Consider the following 26731-nt stretch of genomic DNA (forward strand, 5'->3'; position numbering starts at 1 on the left):
GGAGGACAAGATAAATGAAAGACACAAATGTAAAAGCTTATCTTGACGACATCAGCGCTTTTTCTGCACAAATGGAAGAACCTTCATGGATGACTGACTTTCGTTTGTCTGCATTAGAAAAAATCGATGGGCTGGAGCTGCCGCTGATTGAACGGGTGAAATTTCACCGTTGGCCGCTGTTCAACGTGACCACTGACACGTATGAACCAGCTTCTGGAAATGTTCCAAGCTTTGGTGAAATGAATGATAACCCAATGGTTGTACAACAGAACTCAGCAACGATTTTTGAACAGCTGTCGACTGAGTTGGCGGACAAAGGAGTTATTTTTACCGATATCTTTACAGCCATGCAGGATTATCCTGAGCTGGTTAAAGAATATTATATGACAAAAGCAGTCTTGATGGATGAAGACAAAATGACTGCGTATCATGCTGCCTTTATGAATAGCGGGCTGTTTTTATACGTACCGAAAAATGTAGTTATTGAAGAACCTCTTGAAGCAATCTTCTTTCAGGATTCCGCCAGTGACCAGGCATTTTTCAAGCATGTGCTGATTGTAGCGGAAGAAAATAGTGAATTCAGCTATTTGGAAAGATTCCAGACAATGGCTGATAAAAATATCAAGGTTTCCGCAAATATTGTGGTTGAAGTCATTGCTAAAGCAGGTGCTAAGGTAAAATACTCCGCAGTCGATCAGCTAGGCGTAAATCTTGCTACCTATATGAACCGTAGAGGGCATATCCTGCGGGATGCCTCTGTTGACTGGGCGTTAGGCGTGATGAATGACGGCGATGTGATTGCTGATTTTGATTCAGATTTAGTTGGGGAAGGTGCTCATTCAGAAGTTAAAGTAGTCGCAATTAGTGCAGGTAAGCAGACCCAAGGGATTGATACTCGAGTAACAAATAAAGCCTCTCACTCTGTTGGTCATATCCTTCAGCACGGTGTTATTCGTGAACGGGGAACACTTACTTTTAACGGAATTGGTCATATTCTTAAGGGAGCTAAAGGGGCAGATGCTCAGCAGGAAAGCCGGGTACTAATGCTTTCTGATAAAGCCAGAGGGGATGCCAATCCAATCCTGTTAATAGATGAAAATGAAGTAACAGCGGGACATGCTGCTAGTGTCGGCCGTGTCGATCCGGAAGAAATGTACTACCTAATGAGTCGGGGGCTGCCGCAGGCTGAAGCTGAACGTCTGGTTATCCGTGGATTCTTAGGTTCAGTTATTACAGCAATCCCTGTGAAGGCTGTTCAAAATGAATTTGTCGAGGTTATTGAAAGGAAGTTGAACGCATGATAAACGTGGAAAATATTCGTCAGCAGTTTCCGATCTTGTTTCAAGAAGTGAACGACGAGCCACTTGTTTATCTGGATAATGCAGCAACCACCCAAAAGCCTCAAGCCGTTCTAGATAAGCTGGCTTATTACTATGAGCATGATAATGCCAATGTTCACAGAGGCGTTCATACGTTGGCAGAACGGGCAACAAAGGAATACGAAGCTGCTCGGGAAAAGGTAAGGAGACTGATTGGCGCCAATGAAACAGCCGAGATTCTCTTCACCAGAGGAACAACAACCAGCTTGAACTGGGTAGCGAAAAGCTATGGTGATTTAGCAGTAGGTGCGGGAGATGAAATCGTGATTTCCTATATGGAGCATCACTCCAATATCATTCCCTGGCAGCAGCTGGCTCAGCGTAAAGGAGCCGTGCTGAAATATATCGATATTACAGCAGATGGTTATCTGGATCTTGAAAATGCAAAAAAGCAAATTACAGATAAAACAAAAATTGTTTCAATCGCCCATGTTTCAAATGTCCTTGGCGTTATTAATCCAATTAGCGAGCTGACAGTACTTGCCCATCAGCATGGTGCAATCATGGTGGTGGATGGCGCACAGGCGGTTCCCCATATGCCAGTCAATGTACAGGAGCTGGATGCTGATTTTTATGCCTTTAGCGGACATAAGATGTGCGGACCGACAGGAATTGGTGTATTATATGGAAAACGCGCACTGTTGGAAAAAATGGAGCCGGTAGAGTTCGGCGGCGAAATGATTGACTTTGTCAATCTACAGGACAGCACCTGGAAAGAGCTGCCGTGGAAATTTGAAGCAGGAACACCTAATATTGCCGGAGCCATTGCATTAGGCGCAGCCGTGGATTATTTGACAGACATCGGTCTGGAAAATATCCATCAGCATGAAGCGGATTTGGTTGCTTATGTCCTGCCCAAGCTGCAGGCCATTGAAGGGCTAACGGTCTATGGTCCGCAGAAGATTGAAGACCATACCGGAGTGATTGCCTTCAATCTTGAAGGACTGCATCCTCATGATGTAGCAACTGCCTTGGATATGGAAGGCGTGGCAGTCCGTGCCGGGCACCACTGTGCTCAGCCTTTGCTGAAATACATTGACGTGCCGGCAACCGCCAGAGCGAGTTTTTATCTTTACAATACAAAAGCAGATGCCGATCGGCTGATCGAAGCAATTCTTGCAACAAAGGAGTTTTTCCAACATGGCCCTATCTAAATTAGAAAATTTGTATCGTCAGGTGATTTTGGATCATTCCAGTCATCCCCATCATCATGGTACATTAGGCGACGCCAGTCAGAAAATTGAGCTGAATAATCCAACCTGTGGTGATGTGATTGAGCTTCAGGTGGCTATTCAGGATGATGTAATCAAGGATATCGCCTTTAACGGCAGCGGCTGCTCTATCAGTACCGCTAGCGCCAGTATGATGACCGATGCAGTGATTGGGAAAACCGTAGCGGAAGCAGAACAACTAGCAGAGGCCTTTTCTCAGCTAGTTCAAGGCAATGAAACAGCAGACGAAGAAAAGCTGGGCGATGCCTCCATGCTGAAAAACGTCAGTAAATTTCCAGCTAGAATCAAATGCGCTACCTTAGCATGGAAGGCACTGGAACAGGCAGTTGAAAACGACGGTCAAGGAACCGCTGGACAGCTGCACTGCTAAGAGTTCACCAATTAGATATAAGAATACACAGATAAGAATTAGAGAGAGAAGCAGAATAGAAGCTTCATAATCCAGAGAATAAAGGGAGCGTGAAACAATGAGCGGCGTACCAGAATTAGAAGATTATAAATTTGGGTTTCACGATGATGTGAAGCCAGTCTTTAGTACAGGAGACGGACTAACAGAGGATGTTGTCCGGGAAATGTCACGAGTAAAGGAAGAGCCGGAATGGATGCTGGATTTCCGTCTGAAATCATTGGCGCAGTTTAATAAAATGCCGATGCAGACCTGGGGAGCCGACTTATCGGACATCGACTTTTCCCAAATTAAATATTACCAGAAACCAAGTGATCGTCCTGCCAGAGATTGGGACGATGTGCCTGATAAAATCAAAGAAACCTTTGAAAAAATCGGGATTCCAGAAGCAGAACGTGCATACTTGGCAGGAGCTTCTGCTCAATACGAATCAGAAGTGGTTTACCACAATATGAAGGAAGAATTCGAAAAGCTGGGGATCATCTTTACTGATACTGACTCAGCCTTAAAGGAATATCCAGAGCTGTTCAAGGAATATTTTGCGAAGCTGGTTCCGCCAACTGACAACAAGCTGGCAGCATTAAACTCAGCTGTCTGGTCTGGTGGTACCTTCATCTATGTACCGAAAGGCGTACGCGTAGATGTGCCGCTGCAAACCTACTTCCGGATTAACGCAGAAAACACGGGTCAGTTTGAACGGACACTAATTATTGTGGACGAAGGCGCCAGCGTGCATTATGTAGAAGGCTGTACCGCACCAACCTATTCAAGTAATAGTCTACATGCGGCTATCGTGGAAATCTATACAAGAAAAGATGCATACTGCCGCTATACAACCATTCAAAACTGGTCAGACAACGTATATAACTTAGTAACGAAACGCGCCAAAGCCTACGAAGGAGCGACCGTTGAATGGATTGACGGCAACCTCGGCGCCAAAACAACAATGAAATACCCAAGTGTTCATTTAGACGGCAAAGGCGCTCGTGGAACGATGCTTTCCATCGCCTTCGCCGGTGAAAACCAAATTCAGGACACAGGTGCAAAAATGATCCACAACGCACCAAACACATCAAGCTCCATCGTATCCAAATCTATTGCCAAAGACGGCGGCGAAGTCAACTACCGCGGACAAGTAACCTTCGGCAAAGATAGTGCTGGATCAATCTCCCATATTGAATGTGATACCATCATCATGGATGATAAATCCAAATCAGATACTATCCCATTCAATGAGATTCATAACAGCCAAGTAGCGCTGGAACATGAAGCCAAGGTATCAAAAATTTCGGAAGAACAGCTTTACTACCTAATGAGCCGCGGCTTGAGTGAAGTTGAAGCGACTGAGATGATTGTCATGGGCTTTGTGGAACCATTTACGAAGGAACTGCCGATGGAATATGCGGTGGAATTGAATCGATTGATTAGTTATGAGATGGAAGGTTCGGTTGGATAATATAATTAAAGATAGGAAGAATGCTGTTATTCTAGTGTTCTTTCTATTTTTTTATAGGAATAATATTATAAGATTAATTAAATAACAAATTTTATTTGTTGATCTGACACATCAATTTTGAATTCGATAGACGAACCTATAAAAATACGCAGAAAAATACTATATGAATTTTTCTTATAGACTTTTTTATGTATAATGATTAATAATAGGAAATATATTTTTAGGATGAGGAGAAGTATAAATTGGCAATTAAAAAAAGTGAAATATATAACCAATTATGGGCTGCGGCAGATAAATTAAGAGGTGGGGTTGAACCTGCTCGCTATAAAAACTATATTTTAACGATGTTATTTGTAAAATATGTTTCTGATAAGTATAAAACTTCTGATGATTGGGAGATTGAAATTCCAGCAGATTCGAGTTTTGACGATATTGTAAAGCACAAGTTTCAAAAAGATATTGGCGAAAAAATCAATACTAGTATTGGTGCAATTGCAGATAAAAACAATCTAAAGGGAATTATTGATATTGCTGATTTTGATAGTGATGAACTTGGAGAAGGAAAAACCCATATTGATAAAGTCTCTGATTTAGTGGCTATTTTTCAAAAACCAGAGCTAGATTTTACCAAAAATCGTGCTGGTGGAGATGATATTTTAGGTGATGCTTATGAATACCTGATGCGTAAGTTTGCTCAAGATTCTGGTAAGAGTAAGGGACAATTTTACACACCAGGTGAGGTATCACGCGTAATGGCAAGAGTTATAGGCTTGGACAAAGCGACTAGCTCAAGTATGACAGTTTACGATCCTGCATGTGGATCTGGTTCACTTCTAATAAGAGCTGCTGATGTAGCTCCAGTTGAAATTACTATTTATGGTCAAGAGTATGATCCGTCTACTGCTGGATTGGCACGCATGAACTTAGTTCTTCATAATAAAGGAGCAGGTGAAATTCAGAGAGGCAATACATTAGCTGATCCTAAATGGAAAGAAAATAATCAGTTAAAAAGGTTTGATTATATTGTTGTAAACCCACCATTTTCTGATAAATCGTGGACGGACGGAACTTTGCCAGATCAATATGGTCGTTATAGTGAAGTTGGTTACGGTGTTCCACCAGAAAAAAATGGTGATTACGCTTGGTTTTTACATGTATTAAAATCTTTGAAATCAAAAGGAAAAGCAGCAATCATTTTACCACATGGAGTACTTTTCCGTGGAAATACAGAAGGGGAAATACGTAAAAGAATTATTGACCATGGCTATATAAAAGGTATCATTGGACTTCCTGCAAATATCTTTTTTGGAACAGGAATACCTGCATGTATTATCATTGTAGACAAAGAGGATGCTGTAGAACGTGAAGGTATTTTTATGATTGATGCTAGTCAAGATTTTGTTAAAGAAGGGAATAAAAACAGACTTCGAGAACAAGATATCGAAAAAATAGTTCGAACTTTTAACACGATGGATCAATCAGACAAAAGATATGCTCGCTTTGTTTTAAATGAAGAGATTAAAGAGGATAATGAGTATAATTTGAATATTCCTCGTTATATAGATAATAGTAATAACGAAGACCTCCAGGACATTGAGGCTCATTTAAAAGGTGGTATTCCTGAAAATGATGTAGACTCATTGAATAATTATTGGGAAGAATATCCAAGCTTGCGACAAGATTTATTTAATCCGCTTCGATCAGGTTACTTACAAGCAAAAATCGAGAAAGAACAGGTTGTAGACGTTATAAATTCTAATGCTGAATTTCTCGAGCATTCTAAACGAATTAAAGATTCTTTTTTGACGTGGAAGTATGAGATTCTTCCTATACTGATGAATTTAACAGTTGAAGATAAGCCAAAAAATGTCATTGAATTCATTAGCCATAAAATCTTACGTTTATTTGAAGAAGATTCTTTAATTAAGGAATACGATGTTTATCAGATAGTGATGGAATACTGGGAAGAAATAATGGAAGATGATATTTATGCCGTTATTTCTGATGGATATGAAGCAGGAAATCAGGTAGTGAATATTACAAGAATAAAAAAAGTAAATGGTGAAGAGGAAGAAGAAGTTATTGGATGGGAAGGATTGATACTTCCAAAAGAACAAATAATGAATACCTATTTTGAAGATAAGTTAAGTGAAATCCAAGATTTAAAACAAGTTTTGGAAAAAAATGAAGCTGAGATTGAAGAATTGCTGGAAAATCATAATAACGAAGACTCTAGTTTATTTGAATTTATTCAAGATGGGAAATTTAACAAAAAAATGATTTCTATCCGTATAAATGAAATCAAATCTGACTATACAAATGCTGAAATTGATGTTTTAAATATCTTGTGGAATCATTTAGATCAAAAAATGAAGAAAAAAGAATATTTGGAATTCTTAGAGAACAATCCACTAGCTAAATCTGCTTTAACTGGGAAAGGAACAGTAACAAAGACTAGTGTTACAGCTCGAATAAAAGAGATAAGAGAATCTGCAGATATAGATGGTCTTTTTAAAGAAGAATTTGAGTTATTAACGGATGTTCAGACTTTGCTTGATACAAAAGAGCAAGTAGCAAAAAAGATCAAAGAAAAAGAATTTGTATTGGATGTTGAAACAAAGAAAAAATATTCTGAGTTGAGTATTGAGGAAATAAAAAAATTATTGGAAGAAAAATGGTTTACTGCTATTTATGAAGCTCTAGATAATATACACTCAGCTGTAAGTTATCAATTATCGGTTCGAGTAAAAGAATTAGTAGAGCGATATGAATCCAAGCTGTCAGAATTAGCACATGAAGTAGATATTTATGAAGAAAAAGTAAAACGTCATCTTGAAAGGATGGGGTTTGAATGGTAAAACCAAATGACTGGAAACTAGTAAGTTTAGAAGAAATAGTAGAATTTAAAGATAACTTAAGAAGACCAATAAAAAAGTCAAGTAGAAATAGTGGCATATATCCTTATTATGGAGCTACAGGAATAATTGGGTATATTGATAATTATATTTTTGAAGGAGAATTTATTCTTTTAGGAGAAGATGGGGCTAATATTGTTACACGTAGCTATCCATTAGTGTATAAAACCAAAGGAAGATTTTGGTTAAATAATCATGCTCATATAATGTCTCCAAATAAAGAGGTAGACATTGATTTTTTGGTTCAACTCTTGGAAAATAAAGACTATTCAGAACTAAATAGTGGGTCTGCTCAACCTAAACTAAATTTGAAAAATGTCAAATCTATTGAGATATTGCTCCCATCAATAGAAGAACAGAAAAAAATTGCGATAATTCTTTATGATATAGATCAATTAATTAGCTTTCTATCTGTTTTAATTGAAAAAAAACGACTTATAAAAAAAGGGGTCTCCAACAAATTATTAACTGGAAAAAAACGAGTAAGAGGCTATCGTGAAGATTGGATGGAAAAGACTTTAAAAGATGTTTGTGAGGTTAAGGACGGAACACATCAGACTCCTAAGTATGTTAAACAAGGTATTCCTTTTTATAGTGTAGAGAATATTAGTAATGATGATTTTTTTCATACTAAAAATATTTCACTAGCAGAACACAAAATTCTAACAGAGAAGTATAAAATTGAAAAAGGCGACATACTTATGACTAGAATTGGTTCAATAGGTGTTTGTAAATATGTTGATTGGGAAGTAAATGCAAGTTTTTATGTTAGTTTAGCTCTAATAAAATGTAATGAACTCATAGATGCCCAATTTTTAACGCAACTTTCATTTTCAGAAGACTTTCAAAAAGAGGTTGAACAGCATTCACTTCAACATGCTGTCCCTAAAAAAATAAACTTATCAGGAATTCCACTAATTAAGATAAAAATTCCGCAATCTATTCAAGAACAAAAAGCTATAGCTACAATATTATTTGATATGGACGAAGAGATTTTTAAATTAGAAGAAAAACTTGAAAAATACAAAAAAATTAAACAGGGTATGATGGAACAATTGTTAACTGGAAAAATTCGATTAGCTTAAACTTAATCAGGAGGTGGACTAGTTGGTAGATTTAGCAAAAAAGGAGAGAGAAACACAATCTAGAGTATCTAAGTTATTTCAAAATGTTTTAGGTTATAAAAATCTTGGTAATTTAAAAGATCAAGAAAACTCAAATGTAGATGAGATGCTCTTAAGGAGATATTTGCTAGAGCAAAATTATTCTATTGATGCAATACGTTTGGCAGTGAGTTCTATCAAGGATATAACTAGCAATCAAGCAATGGATCTGTTTCAGTTAAATTCATCTGTCTATTCTTTTCTAAGATATGGTGTTTTAGTGAAAGAACCAGGGAAAGAAAAGCAGACTCGTGTATCGTTGATTAATTGGGATAAACCATTGAAAAATCATTTTTATATTGCAGAGGAAGTTTCTGTTTTAAAAGACTATGCTGATTCAAGCAATAAAGAAATACACAAACGTCCGGATATCGTTTTATACATTAACGGAATTGCTATAGCTGTTTTGGAATTAAAAAGAAGTACACGATCAATTAATGAGGGGATTCGGCAAAATATAACAAATCAACGAAAAGATATGATTCAACGATTCTTTGGAACAAATGGATTACTAATGGCGGGTAATGATACTGAAGGGCTGCGCTATGGTGTAATTCAAACACCTGAGAAATATTATTTAAGTTGGAAAGAGGATGCTGAATTAAAAGATTCTTTATCTTTAGAAGTTAAAAGTTTACGAGAGAGCCAAAGCTATGGGTTAGACAAAAGTTTGATTTCAATATGCCATAAAGAACGATTGGTTGAGTTGTTATACAATTTTATTATTTTTGATAAAGGTGCAAAAAAGATTTGTCGGCCTCACCAGTTTTTCGGTAGTTTGTCAGCACGAAATTTTGTTTCAAATCGCAAAGGCGGCATCATTTGGCATACACAAGGTTCTGGGAAAAGTTTAACAATGGTATGGTTAAGTAAATGGATCAAGGAAAATATTTCTGAGAGTCGTATTTTAATTGTCACTGATCGAGACGAATTAGATAGTCAGATTGAAGGGGTTTTTGCTGGAGTTGATGAAAAAATAGTAAGAGTTCGCTCTGGTAGAGAATTAATTCAAAAAATCAACGAACCCTCTCCTGTAATGATGTGCTCTTTAATCCACAAATTTGGGAAAAAAGGAGGAGAGGATAAAAATTATACAAACTTTATTGATGAAATAAAGTCTTCCTTACCTTATGGCTTTAAGCCAAAAGGAAACTTCTTTATATTTGTAGATGAAGCTCACCGAACACAGTCAGGTAAACTCCACGAAGCCATGAAAACCATTATACCTGACGGAACACTTATCGGATTTACAGGTACTCCTTTAATGAAAAAGGATAAAAAGAAGTCAATAGAAGTTTTTGGACCATACATCCATAAATATAAATTTAATGAAGCAGTAGAAGATAAAGTTGTTTTGGATTTGAGGTATGAAGCTCGAGAAGTTGAGCAAAATGTAACGAACCAAAAGAAAATTGATCAATGGTTTGAAAGTAAAACGAAAGGATTAAATGATCGTTCGAAAGCTAGATTAAAATCTCGTTGGGGGACGTTTCAAAAGGTTTTTAGCTCAAAAGACCGGTTAACTAAGATTGTGGAAGATATTGTATTTGATATGCAAATACAACCAAGACTTGTTGATGGCAGGGGGAATGCTTTGCTTGTTGCAGATAGCATCTATCAAGCAACTAGATATTATGAGTTGTTTCAAAGTACCGACTTAAAAGGGAAATGTGCAATAATTACTTCCTATAATCCACAACCAAGTGATGTACGAACTGAATCGCGTGGCGAAGCAATTGAAACTGAAAAAATTGAAAAATATGAAACATATATTAAAATGTTAGCTGGTAAAAAGGTAGAGAAATTTGAGGAAGAAGTGAAAGAAAAATTTCTTGAGTATCCTGACCAAATGAAATTACTCATTGTTGTAGACAAATTATTGACCGGTTTTGATGCACCTCCAGCAACTTATTTGTATATTGATAAAAAGATGCAAGATCACAAGCTTTTTCAAGCCATTTGCCGAGTGAATCGTTTAGATGGAGAAGACAAAGAGTATGGCTATATTATTGATTACAAAGACTTATTCAAATCACTTGAGAAAGCAATGGATGATTACACTTCAGAAGCTTTTTCAGATTACGATGAAGAAGATGTATCAGGTCTTTTAAACAATCGTTTAGATAAGGCGAAAGATCAATTAGAAGAGTCATTAGAAGCTTTGCGAGCTCTATGTGAGCCTGTGGCAATGCCTCAAACAGATATTGAATTTATTCATTATTTTGTAGCTCAAGATACTGCTCAACCAGATATTGAAGAGTTGGAATCTAATTTACCTAAAAGAGAAAATCTATATGATTTTTCTGCTTCTGCTTTAAGATCATTTGCAGAAGTAAAAGGTGATTTAGAAAGTAAATATGGTTACTCAAACGCCGAAGTCACTAATTTGGAGAAAGAAGTGACTCGCTTCGTAAATGCACGTGATATTATTCGACAGGCAAGTGGTGATTATATTGATTTAAAGGCGTATGATCCAGATATGCGGCAATTGATTGATATGTTTTTAGATGCTAAAGAAAGTCGAACATTGATGGAGTTTGAAGAACCTTTAGTCGAATTATTATTGCGTGAAGATACGTCTAAAATTGATCCAATTATCGATCCAATAGATGAAAGTAAACGAGATACTGCTGCGGAAACTATTGAGAATAATGTAAAGAGGGAACTAATAGCTAAAAGAAGTTCAAATCCTAGATATTATGAGAAAATGTCTCAACTGCTAACTGATTTAATTGAAAAGCGAAAGCAGTCGGTTATTGAATATGAAGAATATTTGGCGCAGTTCAAAAAATATGTTCATAAAGCATTTCACCCTGAAGATAGTAAGGATTATCCTGAATCAATTCGAGTAAGTGCGGCAAAGCGTGCTTTTTATGATTTGCTAGATGATGAAGTACTAGCAAATTCTGTTCATAATGCTATTAATTCAGTTCGTCAAGATGGATGGCGAGGTAACAAGATTAAGGAAAGAAAAATTCGTAGAGCGATTGAAGATCTTATAGAAGATCAAGAATTAGTTGATGAGTTGTTTAAACTTACAAAAGAGCAAGGTGAGTATTAATGTATAGTATAACCATTAGTGGAATCGAGATTAAGATTGTAAAAAAAAGAATAAAAAATATGTATATCCGAGTATTTCCGCCTAATGGGATTGTTCAGGTTAGTGCGCCTGTTGACTATGATGATGAAACCATCCGAATGTTTGCTCTTTCAAGAATTGGTTGGATTAAAAGACAAATTCAATCATTTGAAAACCAACCTCGTCAAACAAAACGCAAATATGTTTCAGGGGAAAATATTTATTTATGGGGAAAAAGATATCGTTTAGACGTTATATTTTCGAGTTCAAAAAATGACATGAAAATTGCTGGAGACCGAATTGTCTTGCAGGTGAGGCCTGAAAGTACGATTCAGCAGCGAGAGAATGTAGTAAATGAGTGGTATAGAAAATTACTAAAAGCAGAAATACCTGATATCATAGAGAAATATCAAAAAATTATAGGAGTAACCCCTTCAGAGTGGCATGTTAAGAATATGAGAACTAAGTGGGGGACTTGTAATACAGATAAGAAAAAAATCTGGATTAATTTACAACTTACAAAAAAAACTCGGGAATGTTTGGAATATGTAATAGTTCATGAGCTTGTACACCTGTTGGAAAAAAATCATACTGAAAAATTTACTCAGTATATGAATCAATTCTATCCTGAATGGCGTGTTGCTAAAGAAAAATTAAACTCTGAGGTTTTAGATTATATGGAACCAGTGGATAATGTGGATTAGATTATATTGATGAATATTCGGTTCAAACTAACACCCAAACTAGCACCAATCACGAAAAATTATCAGAATTTCATAGAATCGCCCTAAACTACAAACATTGATCTAACAGCATTTAGAAGCTGTTGAAACTTGTAGAAAACACTATCCCTTTGCTGGAAGGGTCAGTAGGGTAAACTTATAGCAGAAGCTCCGAATGTTGATTTAACAGCATTCGGAGTTTTTTTACCTAAAAATCGTCGAACTCTGAAAAATGGTAAATCTGAATATGTAGCAGAAGATTTGTTAAGAAACGAGCTAAATGTGCTCTTAACTAGAGGAGTAAATGGTTTATATATTTACGCTGTAGATGATGAGCTGCGGAAAGCACTTCTAGAAGCACAAAAGAAATAAACAGAAAAATTATATGTTGGAAAAGGCTAGGATGCATAAGATTTATTCTTAGTCTTTTTTATTTTTTCTATATCTATTAATCTCTTTTTTTAAAATAACTAAAAATGTTATTTTCATAACTATAAGTTTGAAATAGTTAAATAAAAATCTTTATTTTAAGCAAATAAATGCTATAATAAGCCTTTAAATAATTAACTAATTGTTATGAGTAGGAAGTGAGGATTTAAGTATATGGATGAAACTGTTAGTACAGATGGAGGAGCGGTTCTAAAATTTAATAAGGATGTTTTAAATGCACTAAGCAACATAGAGTTTAAGCCGACAAATGGGATTCATACGTCTACTAGTCCAGCAACTGATGAGCTGAAAGAATTGATGTCTTCCTTTCAAGAAATACTCTATACGTATAGAAATTGCTTAGCCGTTGAAGTTAAAAATGTTCAGGCAGTACATATAACTATTGAAACGACGGATAAGCTGTTAAAAGATGGTATAGCTTCTTCTATACAAACATGAGGTGAGAAAATGGATGATAAAAGCTTAGTACATTTGTGTATGAAAGTAGAAGCTGCCGAGTATAATTTTTATTCTTTAAAAAGGAAAACTGATGATATTCCTTATGCTTATGAAGAAAGCCTCCGGGCAATTCAGCGTGAAAAGGATATTTGGGAAAGGGTGCTGTATTATGCCAAGGAAACTAATTCTGGGCGGCAGGTCTTTCAAAAACTAGAAGCCTTGGAGGAGAAACAAAGAGTATTTTCCAAAGCGTTTTCTGATGCTGAGGAAGAAATTCAGAAAGAGCTGACTCATAGAAAGCTGTTATTTGAAGATACCGAGCAGGAGTATGAAGCGTGCTTAAGGGAGATGACAAATGAAAATAATGTATGAGGAATTAAGCGCTGTAAGAATGAGTATTAGTTCTGAACGTCTAAATACAGTTAGCAGTTTTAGTTCTGTCTCAAGTGCGATAGATGGTTTAGATGGTAATCGAAATTTGTTGGGCTCTGCTTGGATTTCCACTGTGAACCACTTAAAAGCTTATCAGGAAATAGATCAAGCGCTGTTTACTATCTATTATGAAATGGAAGATAGCTTGGATAGTTATCTTATGGACTTTTTAGTGGATGTAGGTAAGACAGATGAGCTGCTGGATACGGATGATTTGGCAGAGCTATACAGAGAACTACAAACTGCCCAAAATGATTATTTCAATTTAATGAATGCGTTAGCAGAATCGATGAAGGGAGTTCCTGGCTTAGGTGATTTTTTCAAGGCGCAGAGTATGGAAACGATTAAAGATGAGATAGAGATTTTACAGAAATATCAAGGCTTTGAATCCAGTCATAGTTCACACTATTCTGAATTATCAAGCTTGATGAATGATGTAAATACTGGCTTGGCACAGCTAGGCAATCCAGTAAACTTTCTTAACCCTAAAGAAGGCTACGTAAGTATAGACTATAGCAGACAACAATGGTATAAGAATTTAAAGGGATTTAATGAAGAGAGAACGATTGACCGAGTAGAAGTGGTTCAAAAATTGGATGAAGCTGGAAAAATTAATTATGTCGTTTATAAAAATGGTATTATCGATAATGAATTAACAACGAAGATTAATGAAGAGAGCTTTGTAGACAAGTCACTAGATGTTATTGAAAAGTTTACAGATCTATTGGATGCAACATTAAAAATACTTGGCGGTGGAACCGCAGTCGTTGCGGGGATCATCGGATGATTTGGCGGAGCAGCAGTTGTTGCACTGTCAACCGGTGGTTTTGGTCTTGTTATTGATGGTATCATTGTAGTACAGGGAGCAACCCTTGCTGCTGTTGGAGCTATGTATTTTAATGAGGGCTTAGATAGTTTAGGCAATGAGTCCCAAGAAGTCAAAAACGTTTATGATGGATTTAAGAATGCACCCCAATACCCAGAAGGTTTTAAAGGGAGACAAAATGGAACTAAGATAGTAAAAATGAATGATAAACAACTGTTAGAGCAATTAAGAAAGGTCGAGTCGGGAGAGTGGAAAAAAGTATTCAAGGATGGATTTGATAAATTTGGAAACAGGATATCTATACATTATTTCCAAAGTAAGTCTGGAAAAGTATTTAATGTTAAAGTAAAGACTGGATGGAGCAATCCATAATTTCAGGAAAGAGGGCATATATATGGTTATTTCTTTATCTGCTAGTGAAAAAAGTGAGATGGAACGATTAATTTTAGTTACAGCATTGGGTTTGTTGGAATCACTGAAGAATAATGTACTGACAATCGATGAATGTCAAAATTATTTGTTTAGCCCATATACACAAAGTATATTAGAAGCAAAAAAGATAGATGAAGCAGTTGTTGCTACTATTGAAAAGTGTCTTTTTCTGGAAGATTACGAGGACTTGCTTCCAAATCAGCTAACGGGGTACATTGAGCAATTAAGAGAAGATATTTTAGAATTAATAGAGAATAGAAACACAGTTGCAAATATTTATGAAGTAAAAAAATGGCTGGATAAATAGCGACTGTGAAAAAAATTGAACTGACAATTCTACACAAAAACGAAATAGAACGCTTATTTTAGTATCATTAAATGGGATAATGGACGCACTATAGAAAAGTGTTTTAAATCTAAATAAGCGCCCCGAAGGGCTTAAACTAGGCTCAGTCTATTCTTGGATTGATGAAGGCGGTTCAAGAGATGACGTTATAGACAAAAGTTGAAAAGCAATTTAGAAGGAGGGGATAATATATTCATTATTACAATTATCATCGAATAAAAGAAGAATTGGCTGGCGTAAGTCCAGTTCAATACCAAGATCATGCCAGCCAAATAACTGAGTAATCTAGGAGCAAGCTTTAGGGCGTAGATTACTCCTGTCTCACCTGTGTAAGATAAAATCAGTTTTTAGTAGTAAACAAAGGAACAACATTTGAGGTGCTGAAATATTCCCTTGCAGATTCTTCAGAATATTTAGTTAAGAAATTTTTCTCTAATCCTAAAAGTGACTCTAAAAAAGAGCGATTAATATAATAATCATTTAGGACATCATTCAAAGAAAATAAATGGTTCTTGAAAATTAAATCTAGAAGAGAACGAATTTTTCCAGGTCTGACAACCGCAATATCTTCATCTAAAGGTTCATTTTTTTTGTAACTTTTTTTATTAAGAGTTGCATAGAAGTACCTATTTTCTTCAAAAGATAATAACCCCATTTTATAAGCTCTGTACTCTAAAGCACCAATTGAAACCATATATTTCATTTTTAAATCGATATATGCATCAGGATTGGATTTCTTTTGGATAGTGGTAAAGTCTTTTAAAAATTGTTCTTTTGGAAGTAGAAAGAAAGAGGCAAAATCATTGGCTTCCTTTTCAATTTTTTTATGTTCATCCTTGTTTAGACTATCCATATCAATTTTGTAATGGAGTAGTAAATGACCTAATTCGTGAGCTAAATCAAAATTTCTGCGCACAGCAGATTTCTTTTTGTTTCCAAGGATAATAAAAGGTTTTTCTTGATTTGTCCAAGTACTATAAGCATCTATACTAGGGCCCATATTTTTTTCTAAAATGTATATTCCTGAAAGTTCAAGTTTGTAAAGAAGCTCTGAGTTTGTCTCTACATCTAATTTTTTTCTAGCATTTTCAGCAATATTTTCTAGCTGTAAAAGTTTGTCTCCTGAGCCTTCTGATTTGTTATAAAGCTGAATAGACTCATCTCTTAATTGAGTAATAAAAGTATTTGGTAAGTTCAATTTACTTTCAAATTTATTTAAAAAATAACTAATAAAATCAATGAAAGAAGTTTCCATCTTTGTTTTTTTTCTTGCATCTCGATCTTCAGCACGATAAGCAATACTTTCAACTTTTGAAATGTTGGTTATAAATGGTTCTGAATAAAAAAATTGAGCTTTTACATTAAAAATCTTTTTTAACTTATTAGCAATTTCGAATTTAGGTACAGTATATTGATTTTCATACTGCCAGATTGCTTGTTCACTCACATTTAATTTATCAGCCAGTTCCTTTCTGGAGAGACCATTTAATTCTCTGACACTTTGTAATTTCTCTCCGAAAAACATTGTAATCACATCCTTGCTTAATTATAAAAAAACTAATTACCAGATTCTTCTTTTTCTTCTTCTGGAACTGAATAACCAAATGCATTATTATCAGTCGAGAAAATAGTCTGGTCTGAGACTTTCTCGTTTATGATTGGCTCAACATCCTCAGTTGTAATCTCATAGTCACTTTCTTGAATAAGATAGCTTAAATCCTCAATTAATTCTAAATTCATCGTTTGGCGATTGGGCATGGTTAGTTTAATTGATTCAACAAATTTTGTTTCATCATCAATTTCATAAGTGACGATGTAAAAACGAGAGTATGCTTGAGAGACATTAAGCTGAGTTCCTTCTAAAACAGCTTTTACTTCTTCAGGATCACTTAATTCGAGTTGGATTTGTTCTGGTTGAACAATATAATTCTTATTGGTATCTTTCAAGGCATCTGTATTTATATCTGCTAGGTTGACCAAGTAATTATCTTCTTTTGTTTTCTTTTTCTGATTATCAAAGGATTTTTTTACTCTTCTAGAATTTTTTACAATGACCATGTAATTTTCAGCGTTTTCACTTACCGTAAATTGTAAATACTCCCAAGTGTAACCAGCTTTTTCGATTTTAAACTGAACATGATGATTTTGTCCAATTTTTGAGACCTGATCATCAATATGATTCCCTTTAGTCCAAGCATAGGCGCCGCTAACATTCATTGAGTCCTTTTTTTCTTTTCTTTCTTCAAGGTATTGTAAATAACCTTTTAAAGTACCATCAACAATTGCCTTACTAATTGATTTATCTAGTTTAAATTCATCCATACATAAGCCTCCAATCTATTTGACTCTGTTAGTATACAACAATTTTAAAGTAAAAACATTAATTTCCCTATTTTTTTAAAGTTAGCTATAATTCAATAGATTTTAAAGAGACTGTATTGAATGGGTATTTTTGTGGCTAAACTAAACTAGACAGAAAAAAAGTGTGTGAAAAAAAGAGGATACTTAGAGAGTCTGCTATGCAAAGATATGAACATCCTGTCTTTGCAAAAGAAAATGTGTTTCATGATAAGCGTTGCTCCAACAGGTCTTTCTTTTAAAAAGAGCTCACCGTCCCATTGATGAAAAAGATTGAGAAGAGCTTTTTTGAAGCTCCTCTTTTTTGCTAAAATTTAGTGTGAAATAATATGTTTTATTATATAATAAGCTTAGGAACCTTCCTATCTGTTACAATTACGTGTCTATTTTGGGCAACCTAATTGTAACGGATAGGGAGGTTCTTTTTTGTTCTTGAAAAATCTATATCAAGGGCTGATAATTATAAAATTAGTCCACTTAGGAATAGAGGAGATTTTAAGCCTTAAAGAAAAGGATTGGAATACCATTTTTTCATATGTTTTTTGGCCTTTTTTAACATTAAAGGGATTATAAAATTTTTAGTTAAACAAACTCAATAATAGCTGGGATAGAGCGAGTACTTCACAATTATTTTACAGAATGTATATATTTTTTTGATATTGCCTGAAAATCAAGAGTAAATGATGATATAATCATTTTGAGAATAGTTGTGTATAGTGGATGAGAGGGTTAAAGAAGCAGCTAATCTAGGAGGAAATAAGTTGGATAGTATCTCTTCTCATTCTTTTGAGCTAGTGGGCTATAAGTAACATTACTTGCTTGGAACAGATAAGGAAAATAGAGCCCAGTCACAAACCTTTTACAAGATTTGCAATAAATAGTTAATCTGCTTTTGGGAGGTTTTTCAGTATGAAGAAAATTATGCCTGTTAATTATTTGACGGTAGAAAATTTTGAACGTTATCGACGAATTATGCGTTGTTTTTATCAGCGTCATCGACAGATGCAGGGTTCCTTGTATCGACCAGAAGTCATTGCTATGATGCAGAGCGAGTATTCTAAAGACTATGGTGATTTAGAAGTGGATCAAGATTTAGAAAATTTGGTACTATGGGGGAATTTAGAAAAGCAGCAGGAAATGATTCAACCCCGATCAATTGAAGAATATAGAAATAAAAATTTTCGGTATCAAATTACGGAGACAGGGGTAGTCGTTGAAGAGATGGTATATCAACTAACTCATGTCAAACAGGTAGCAAAAGGAGCACTGGACGAAAACGCTTTCCGTAGATTATTGAAGCTGTTAACAGACTTGGTTAATGAAGCTGATAATCCAGTCGATTTATGGTTGGCTATTCGTTCTGAGTTTGGACAAATTCGTGAAGAAACAGCGAATTACATTCGTTATATTACAAGTCCTGAAGTTGATAGTCGAATGAAGACTGAAGCTTTTCTGGTTTATAAAGATAATTTCGTAAACTATCTGCGGGATTTTATTGTCAGTGTCCAAAATGTTTACTTCCAATTTCAATTAGTGGTCAAAAAAATTTCAACAATTGACCAACAAACGTTAATTACAGGCTTGTATTTAAAGGAACAAGAGGTGCCTATTTTAGATGGGAGAACTGAATCAGAAGTAGCAGAGCAGGTATCTGGTGAAATGGCTGCACTATATAGTTGGTTTATTGGTAGTGATCAGCATCCCAGTGAATACGATAACTTGATGGATCAAACGAATCAAATGATTGCCAAAATTACTAACTTAATTTACTATTTTGGTCAGGAAATTCGCCAGTATCAAAGCCGAAAAAAGGATTATCTACATTTAGCGAAGTGGTTTGCTCTAACCGATGATTTAGCAGAGTCCCAGAAAATGTATGCGGGAATTTTTGGCTTAGAGCATTCTCGTCATTTTTATGTCACGGAAGGGACAGATGCAACCAATAACCGTGAGAATAGTTGGGATTTAATGCCAGGTACTCTTTTTCTTAATAAACGTGGCCGCGGAGCTAGGCAGGAACGGAGAGCTTCCAGCTTCAAAATGAATGGAACAGCTCAACTTGAAGAGCAGGAAAAGTATCGTCAACAAGTTTTGAGACAACGTGAACGTATCGAGGGTTATTTTGAAGCTGGGCTGCTGGATTTTTCAAAAATTGATAGTTTGGATGCAGCGTCTCGTCAAATGTTTCTAAAATGGATTAGCGGAGCGATTGCAACACTGGTACCTAACCGGCAGACTGTAGGGGGAAAGCTACGGCAGAGTATTATGACCGAATTAGATTTTGAAGTTATGGTTCAGATTGACTTAAGTAAGCATATTATAGTGGAATGTGAGGATGGTCAACTGACAATGCCTTCTGTGATGATGGAAAGGGTGGAACGATGAAACCGGAAGAATTTGGGTTGGCGGTCAAGCTTTTAGTAGAAAACTTTTGGATTATTCGAGAAGATCAGCCGGAAAATTACAATTTTTTACGTCGCCACCAACAATACATACAGAGAGAGTTTCGGAGCCGCTTCGGATTAAGTATAACGATTCGTCCCCAGTATATTCAGCTGTTGAAACGTCCGTTTGAACTAGAAGCCTGGATGGGAAATAACGAGTTTAGTGCACCTATGGATTTTTCGTTATTTTGCTGCGGTATGGCTTTTGTGGAGGAGTTAGAAGTAGAAGCACCGTTTATGATGGAGGAGTTAATACAAACTATTCAATTGATGGTTCCTGTGGAATTGGTCGTGGATTGGAATAATTATAATCATCGTAAGAGCTTAGTGCGGGCGGTAAAAAAAATGGAACGTTTACGTATGATTAAGAAGATAGAAGGGGATGTTTCAGCTTTTGAACAATCGGAGCAAAATCTGGAAATTCTATTCACCACTACACCGATGGCTCGTGCATTTTTGGCAAGAGCCCCACAGTCTTATACTCAGTATGAGACATTTGATGCGTTCAAAGAAGATTTCGAGCAAAGTCGTAGCAGCTTAGAACGGAATCAGGTAATTTACCAACGCCTGTTAATGACGCCACAAATAAGAAGAACTCCTGAGAATGAGGATATTTTTGCATTGATGCGTAATTTTTATCGGTTTACACAAGATTATGTTGAAATTAATACGCCATTCCATTTCGAACTTTACCGAGATTATGCAGCATTTACATTGGAGCAGCGAGATAACTGGCAGGAGTTGTTCCCTAGTCGTCAAGTAATAGATGAAATACTAATTCAATTGGCTACAATTTTAAGGCAAGACGAATTGGAAGTGACGGCCTATGGAGAAATTCATTTGACAGAAAACCAATGGCATAAGCTTGTAAAAGAGTTGCAGGTTAACTACAGTGATTATTGGTCAAAGGAGTTTAAAGAGTTGTCTTTAAACCAGCTCTCTACTGCATTGCTTGTTCGAGGTTCCTATTGGAAGCTTATTGAGAGTGCTGGAAGTAAAATCATTATTCAAGCTGCTTTTGGTCGATTGGTAGCGGAAATGAGGAAAGAAAATGGCGAATAGATGGATAATCAATCGAGTCGGTTTATTGAATTTTTGGTATTACACGAAAGAAACATTTGAGTTAGCAGATGGCCGAATGCTATTGAGAGGAACCAATGGATCTGGAAAGTCGCTGACTATGCAAAGCCTATTTCCTGTATTATTTGATGGAGATACTAGTGCGTATCGTCTGGATTCTTTTGGCTCTCGAGATCGAAAGATGGAGGATTATCTGTTAGGCGAAAAGGGTGTTTCTGAGCGAAATGAAGGAATTGGTTATTTGTTTTTGGAAGTGAAACGAGAAGCGCGTGAAGAATACCTGACAGTAGGAGTTGGCATGCATGCCAATCGTGGAGGGACTTTAAAGAAGTGGTATTTTTCTATTGAAAATAATCAACGAGTGGATAAGGAGTTTGACCTTTATGAAGAACTTCGACAAGGCGAACTGACGCCCCTTACTAAAGCTAAATTAAAGAATCGCTTAGAAGGAAAAGGCCGAATCTTTGAAACTCAAAGAGAGTATAAATTGTTTGTCAATCAACGGATTTTTGGATTTGATAATCTAGATCAGTTTGATGAACTAATCACGTTGCTTTTGCAGCTGCGTTCACCAAAATTGTCTAAGGATTTTCGTCCATCAGTAATTTATGGTATTTTACGTAACTCTTTGCCGAAGATGAAAGAAGATGAATTATTAACATTATCGAAAACGATTGAACAATTGGATCTTCATCGGGAGCGGTTGGAAGACTTAAGTAACGAGATTAAAGAGCTAGATCGTTTCGCTAAAAACTATCATCGCTGGCATGGTGAGCTGGTATCCCAAGTTGGAGGAAAGTGGCAACAGCTCTTTGGCAAGGTCAAGCGAGTAGAGAGGCAAGTCGCTGATTTTAATCATCAATTAGAAAAAAACAATAGTGCTTTAATGGAAAATCGACAAGTCTACGAAGAAAATGAGCAGCGGTTGGAGGCCTTAACAGCTACGATTACACAGCTAAGCCAACATGAAGGAATGGATTTGGTCAATCATGGATTGGAATTAAAGAAGCGATTAAAGCAAACCGAAAACCGTTTAGAGCGAACTAAAGACCAGTTGTTGAGAAAACAACAGTCCCTTCAGGATCAGTTAACTGATTTGAAGAAACGGGAATTATTGGAGGAGAGTCTCTATCGTGATTTGGAAGAAATTATTCAAGATAATCAGCAATATCTTACCTATCTCCGTTTTGAAGAGCTTGACAGTGTCTACTCTGAAAAGTTACGGCAAACAATTACTGTTGCTGAACGCAAGTATTGGTTGGAACAGACGCATAAAAGACAGACTCATTTCCGTAAAATTCAGCAATTGCTTTTGGAAACGAAGCGATTGCAGGAGCAGTTGGCAGAGTTAGAGCGGATTGTGGGTAATTTGCAGCAGGAGTTCGATGAACTACAGCGCGATCTCCGTCAATGGCAGCAGACACGCGCCGATGAATTGGAAAGGTGGAAGCTAGCCATAGATGATTGGCTAAGTGCAGCTCCTTTTCAACTATCAGCTAAGCAATATAGTGAACTGCTTTATCGTATGGATAGCCTTTTGGAAGAGGAAGAACGTGAAGAAATCGTATTGTCATCCATAACCGTATCTTATCAAGAGGCGTTGAAGCAAGAACGAATAGCCTTAGTACCTTTAGAAGCTCGTCTAAAAGAAAATCAACACCAAATTTTAAATATACAGCAGGAAATTGAGGAGTGGCAGACACAGAAAATACCTGAGCCGCGCCGTAATGAAGATAGAAAAGCCAATCGAAATGCTTGGGCAGAAACAGCTGAACATGTCCTATTTTATCAAGGAGTTGATTTTCAAGCTGGGGTCACAGAAGAGGAAAAAAATAACATTGAGGGCGCTTTATTTTCATCCGGTATTTTAGATAGCGTTATTAGTCAAGAGGAACTGCAATTAGCAGATGATCTGATGATTAAACCGAACCCACAATTAATGGCGTCCACTTTATCTGACGTCTTGACCGTGAACTCAGAGTTATCCCAAAGCTTACAGAATCAGGTAGTGAATGTGTTGGACAGTATCTTCTATAATGAAGCAGACAGTACATTAAATTTGCCAGTTATCAATAAAGACGGCAGCTATCAGATAACGAATTTGAATGGTGAAATGCCCATAGAATACAAGGCTTCCTTTATAGGAATTGCCAGCCAGGAGCGATATCGCCAAGAAAAAATAGAGCAGTTAAAGGAAGCGATTCAGCTGCTGAAAAGTATTAATTTGGAGATAACCGCTCAAATTGTCAAGCAAGAACAACAGATTCAATTGATCGAGTCTGCCTATCAAAAGATGCCAAGAGGAACAGAGGTATATCAAACCTACGTGGAGACTAAAAATCTAGAGCTAATTTTGTTAACTAAAGAAAAGGAAATACGCATAAAGACAACTGAAGCTAATGCTTTACAACAACGCTTTTTAAAATTGAAGACATTAATTATGCAGGAAACAGCTGAGGATCAGCTGAGTCAAAGCTTAAAAACTTACGAGGACGCACTACAATATGCGATGAATTATGAACAGAACCTTCATGATGCTTTCAGTAAGTCAATTCAAATCGAGCAACAGCGGGAAATGCGTCAGGCGATTTCTACTCATGTTGCTAATTTTCAAGAGGAGGAGGCTGATTTATCGTACAATGTAAATGCATTAATCGGAGAGACAACAAAATTGGCGCGTTTAATCAAGGAGAATCAAGCTCAGCAGCAAATCATCAATATTGCTGAACTAACTGCTAAATTAACGAAGGCAACAGAAGAGCAGCTGCGGCTGCAGAAAAAAAATAAGCAGTTGAATAATGAGCAAATTGTTTTAGTAGAAGCTGTCACAAAAATCACTGGAGAGCTGAAGCATGAAGAGGAACACTTTGCTTCATTAATCAAGCAGGAAGAGAAATGGAGAGCCTTATTTGAAGTAGAATTACAAAGAGGGGGCACTCCAAGTAATGAACTGCTAACTCGTGCAAAGGAGCTTGGGAAAGAACTAAATATTAAAGAGCTAAAAAGACTGGAAGATCGTTTTTCCAATAATTTTAGCTTTATAGCAGACCAGCTACAAAGCTACCAGCCTAAATTGATTAGTGTCAGTGGTGTAGATTTGTCATCGGAAGAAGAACAAGAATTAGGGGAGTTTGCCTCTTTTAACAATCATAATGAACCGCAATTTTCAGAGGATGGTCAACGAACAACGACAGTTGATTTACTGGTCCATTTAAAAGAGCAGCGGTTGACATTAAGTGAATTATTAAAAAAAGACGATGAACGACTTTTCAAAAAGATTATTTTGGAATCTGTTGGTAAAGTACTTCGAGTAAGAATTCAGCAGGCACAGCAGTGGGTTGCTCAAATGAATGAATTGCTGCAAGAACAAAAAAATTCCTCTGGTTTATCTTTAAGTATCAGCTGGAAAGGTGTTTCTGCTGCTTCTGAACAAGACCTTAGTACGAATCAACTTGTCAGCTTATTGCAAAAGCCGACGGAGCTTCTTTCAGAACATGATCGAACAGCTATTTCTCGACATTTTCAGGAAAAAGTTCGCTTGGCTCAGGAGCAATTACAAAATGAACCAGATGATCGGAGTACATTATTTCAAGCAATTGCTAAGGTATTGGATTATCGAGATTGGTTTGAATTTGAACTGAAATATAAGCGGGCAAATGAGGGGTATCAGGCTCAACCATTAACAGATCGTCGTTTTAATCAATTCTCCGGCGGGGAAAAAGCTATTGCCATGTACCTGCCGCTATTTGCAGCAACCTACTCTCGCTATGAAGATGCTGGAGATCAATGTCCGCGAATCATTACATTGGATGAAGCCTTTGCGGGGATAGACGATCAAAATATCGCTGAGCTTTTTAAAGCGTGTGAACAGCTAGGATTTAATTATGTGATGAACTCACAGGCGCTATTTGGAGATTATCCTACGGTTTCTAAATTGGCGATTTATGAGTTGCTGCGGCCGCAGAATGTTAATTTTGTTACTACAATCCGTTATTACTGGGATGGGCATAAAAAGCACCTATTAATGGGGGGCGAAAATATTGTCTGAAGCTGAAGCATACATTAAGCAACCAGTCTTTCAAATTTTGGCCAAGGAATTATGGCGGCGGTATTGGCTGAAAGGAACATTTGGTAGTAGTATCGGGCTAAGTTTATTCAGTCAAACAGACACCGAGCCCTTGCGAAGCTTTCTGGGTATTACTGTATTTTCCTGGGATCGAAAGAAGAGAATTCGTGTTGTAGAACTAGATCATGCTTTTGTAGAAAGCAGCTTAAATTTGACATTAGCAGATTTTGTCGTGCTTGTTATGAAGAAGCCTTTGGTTCTAAAAATAGACTATGAAAGATTAGAAAAAGATGCTTTCGAACAGTTTAAAAAAGCTGTAGCTAAGGTTGATTCAACATTCACTTCATTATTAAGTGAGCGTCAGCTGAAAGAATGGTGGAAGAAGCAGCTGCCAAATCTGATTATTTTTGAACAAGTGTCAGTTGGATTACAGTGTTTACCTAAGAAAGAATTTGTCAGACTACCCGTGTTTGCTTATAAAGTCACTGGAAATCCACATGCGTTTGATGAAAACACAGAAGGAGGACAGCTCCTTTTACAAATGCTGGCAGCTCTGTCAAATCAGGAACCAAACAGTTTGACAGAGCTGGAAAAAACGGAACAACGTCATGGCTTGTTAAATGAATTTCACTTGTTGAAAGATGATATTATGAATTATGCTGCAATTAGAGGGCTAGCAGCACAGGATTTTGAAAAAAGAGAAAATCAAATGTGGCGACAGGCGTGTATTGAAGGAATTAGCTGGAATGTTCCTTTAAAAGAAATTCTGAGGACGGCTGTTATACGTCCCTATGTGGGTGAAAAGGTTTTGGTAGTGGAAAATTCTGGTATTTATTCTATTTTGGTGGAACTACTCCCAAAGGTGCCGATTCTTTGCTCCAGTGGGCATTTCACCTTTGCTATTTGGCAGCTATTACGCAAATTGGCAGATACCGGAACAATCATTTATTATAGTGGTGACTTAGATCCAGAAGGGCTAGGAATGGCTCAGAAATTGAAAAATACCTTTGGCTCTCAGTTGCAGTTCCTAGGAATGGAACAGCGGAATTTTCAGATAGCTAAAACCAAAGTAGCGCTTAGTTCCAGTCGTTTAAAGAAGCTGCAAGCTCTTGAAAATTATCAATTAGCTGAGTTAGGAAAGCTAATTGATGAAAGCAAGCAGGTTGCTTATCAAGAGGGCTTCTTACAAGAATTAATAAAGGAAATTGAATGCGAGTTTGTGATTGAAACAGTTGAACAAGACACGTAATACAAGTTAAAGAAGTATCAGATTCACTAATCTTCCAATGGGTTAGTGCTCTAATTTTTCTTTGAAAAGAACGAGATAACATTCTTTTGGTTCTATGTCAAATAGTGTTGGTAGGACAAAAACTGAAAAAGATAGAAGGACTTGGAACGAAAAAAATAGAGATTCTCTAACTTTGTTCCAAGTTTTTTTGAAAAAGGGAGAATAAAGCGAGTGATTTGGGCAGCTAAGCCTATAAATTTATTATGCTTTGCCTCGAGT

The 26731-nt window shown here is 36.5% G+C and carries 20 protein-coding genes and 1 pseudogene; 19 read left to right on the plus strand and 2 right to left on the minus strand.

Annotation, left to right across the window (positions count from 1 at the left end):
* Positions 1–14 precede the first annotated feature (14 nt).
* The 15 genes and pseudogenes from sufD to ACYSNQ_RS09925 all read left to right on the plus strand — a co-directional run bounded on the left by sufD (position 15) and on the right by ACYSNQ_RS09925 (position 15560).
* Complete coding sequence (sufD, locus tag ACYSNQ_RS09855; RefSeq protein WP_426082912.1) at positions 15–1301, plus strand: Fe-S cluster assembly protein SufD; 1287 nt, start codon at positions 15–17, stop codon at positions 1299–1301.
* A complete protein-coding gene (locus ACYSNQ_RS09860; RefSeq protein WP_426082914.1) occupies positions 1298–2533 on the plus strand; it encodes a cysteine desulfurase in 1236 nt (411 codons plus the stop codon). The genes sufD and ACYSNQ_RS09860 overlap by 4 nt, the downstream gene beginning before the upstream one ends.
* On the plus strand, positions 2520–2981 hold the full coding sequence (gene sufU, locus ACYSNQ_RS09865) for a Fe-S cluster assembly sulfur transfer protein SufU (RefSeq protein ID WP_426082916.1): 462 nt from the start codon (positions 2520–2522) through the stop codon (positions 2979–2981). The genes ACYSNQ_RS09860 and sufU overlap by 14 nt, the downstream gene beginning before the upstream one ends.
* Positions 2982–3078: 97 nt before the next feature.
* Positions 3079–4473, plus strand: a complete 1395-nt coding sequence (sufB, locus tag ACYSNQ_RS09870; protein WP_426082918.1) for a Fe-S cluster assembly protein SufB — start codon at positions 3079–3081, stop codon at positions 4471–4473.
* Positions 4474–4715: 242 nt separating this feature from the next.
* Positions 4716–7331: a type I restriction-modification system subunit M gene (locus ACYSNQ_RS09875; RefSeq protein ID WP_426082920.1), complete on the plus strand. Its 2616-nt coding sequence runs from the start codon at positions 4716–4718 to the stop codon at positions 7329–7331.
* The gene (locus ACYSNQ_RS09880) at positions 7325–8473 is read left to right on the plus strand and encodes a restriction endonuclease subunit S (RefSeq protein WP_426082921.1); all 1149 of its coding nucleotides are present in this window, start codon (positions 7325–7327) and stop codon (positions 8471–8473) included. The genes ACYSNQ_RS09875 and ACYSNQ_RS09880 overlap by 7 nt, the downstream gene beginning before the upstream one ends.
* 22 nt (positions 8474–8495) lie before the next feature.
* Positions 8496–11612, plus strand: a complete 3117-nt coding sequence (locus ACYSNQ_RS09885) for a type I restriction endonuclease subunit R (protein ID WP_426082923.1) — start codon at positions 8496–8498, stop codon at positions 11610–11612.
* Positions 11612–12334 (plus strand): M48 family metallopeptidase, encoded by a 723-nt coding sequence (locus ACYSNQ_RS09890; protein ID WP_426082925.1) that lies wholly within the window; start codon positions 11612–11614, stop codon positions 12332–12334. The genes ACYSNQ_RS09885 and ACYSNQ_RS09890 overlap by 1 nt, the downstream gene beginning before the upstream one ends.
* Positions 12335–12571: 237 nt before the next feature.
* Positions 12572–12724, plus strand: a pseudogene (locus ACYSNQ_RS09895) (DNA/RNA helicase domain-containing protein); the annotation flags it as partial.
* A 231-nt stretch (positions 12725–12955) separates the two neighbouring features.
* On the plus strand, positions 12956–13240 hold the full coding sequence (locus tag ACYSNQ_RS09900) for a hypothetical protein (RefSeq protein ID WP_426082927.1): 285 nt from the start codon (positions 12956–12958) through the stop codon (positions 13238–13240).
* A 9-nt stretch (positions 13241–13249) separates the two neighbouring features.
* Positions 13250–13612, plus strand: a complete 363-nt coding sequence (locus ACYSNQ_RS09905; protein WP_426082929.1) for a hypothetical protein — start codon at positions 13250–13252, stop codon at positions 13610–13612.
* Complete coding sequence (locus ACYSNQ_RS09910) at positions 13596–14459, plus strand: T7SS effector LXG polymorphic toxin (protein WP_426082931.1); 864 nt, start codon at positions 13596–13598, stop codon at positions 14457–14459. The genes ACYSNQ_RS09905 and ACYSNQ_RS09910 overlap by 17 nt, the downstream gene beginning before the upstream one ends.
* A gap of 102 nt (positions 14460–14561) precedes the next feature.
* On the plus strand, positions 14562–14870 hold the full coding sequence (locus tag ACYSNQ_RS09915; RefSeq protein WP_426082932.1) for a hypothetical protein: 309 nt from the start codon (positions 14562–14564) through the stop codon (positions 14868–14870).
* A gap of 22 nt (positions 14871–14892) precedes the next feature.
* Positions 14893–15237 carry a DUF3969 family protein gene (locus ACYSNQ_RS09920; protein ID WP_426082933.1) on the plus strand — a complete coding sequence of 115 codons (345 nt, stop codon included), beginning with the start codon at positions 14893–14895 and terminating at the stop codon, positions 15235–15237.
* 230 nt (positions 15238–15467) lie between these two features.
* Positions 15468–15560, plus strand: a complete 93-nt coding sequence (locus tag ACYSNQ_RS09925; RefSeq protein ID WP_426083017.1) for an IS3 family transposase — start codon at positions 15468–15470, stop codon at positions 15558–15560.
* A 56-nt stretch (positions 15561–15616) separates the two neighbouring features.
* Here the strand turns inward: ACYSNQ_RS09925 and ACYSNQ_RS09930 are convergent, their stop codons facing one another.
* A complete protein-coding gene (locus ACYSNQ_RS09930) occupies positions 15617–16801 on the minus strand; it encodes a spr1629 family repressor/antitoxin (protein WP_426082935.1) in 1185 nt (394 codons plus the stop codon).
* 32 nt (positions 16802–16833) lie between these two features.
* Positions 16834–17598, minus strand: a complete 765-nt coding sequence (locus ACYSNQ_RS09935; protein WP_426082936.1) for a spr1630 family ClpXP-sensitive toxin — start codon at positions 17596–17598, stop codon at positions 16834–16836.
* A gap of 945 nt (positions 17599–18543) precedes the next feature.
* On the opposite strand from ACYSNQ_RS09935, the gene ACYSNQ_RS09940 reads away from it, so the two are divergent.
* Genes ACYSNQ_RS09940 through ACYSNQ_RS09955 form a run of 4 tightly spaced genes read left to right on the plus strand, consistent with a single transcriptional unit; the run spans position 18544 to position 26473 of the window.
* Positions 18544–20019: a TIGR02677 family protein gene (locus ACYSNQ_RS09940; RefSeq protein ID WP_426082938.1), complete on the plus strand. Its 1476-nt coding sequence runs from the start codon at positions 18544–18546 to the stop codon at positions 20017–20019.
* Positions 20016–21140 carry a TIGR02678 family protein gene (locus ACYSNQ_RS09945; RefSeq protein WP_426082940.1) on the plus strand — a complete coding sequence of 375 codons (1125 nt, stop codon included), beginning with the start codon at positions 20016–20018 and terminating at the stop codon, positions 21138–21140. The genes ACYSNQ_RS09940 and ACYSNQ_RS09945 overlap by 4 nt, the downstream gene beginning before the upstream one ends.
* Positions 21130–25206 carry a TIGR02680 family protein gene (locus ACYSNQ_RS09950; protein WP_426082942.1) on the plus strand — a complete coding sequence of 1359 codons (4077 nt, stop codon included), beginning with the start codon at positions 21130–21132 and terminating at the stop codon, positions 25204–25206. Before ACYSNQ_RS09945 ends, ACYSNQ_RS09950 begins: the two co-directional genes overlap by 11 nt.
* Positions 25199–26473, plus strand: a complete 1275-nt coding sequence (locus tag ACYSNQ_RS09955) for a TIGR02679 domain-containing protein (RefSeq protein ID WP_426082944.1) — start codon at positions 25199–25201, stop codon at positions 26471–26473. The genes ACYSNQ_RS09950 and ACYSNQ_RS09955 overlap by 8 nt, the downstream gene beginning before the upstream one ends.
* The last annotated feature ends 258 nt before the right edge of the window (positions 26474–26731 follow it).

Source organism: Enterococcus sp. LJL51 (assembly GCF_054871795.1).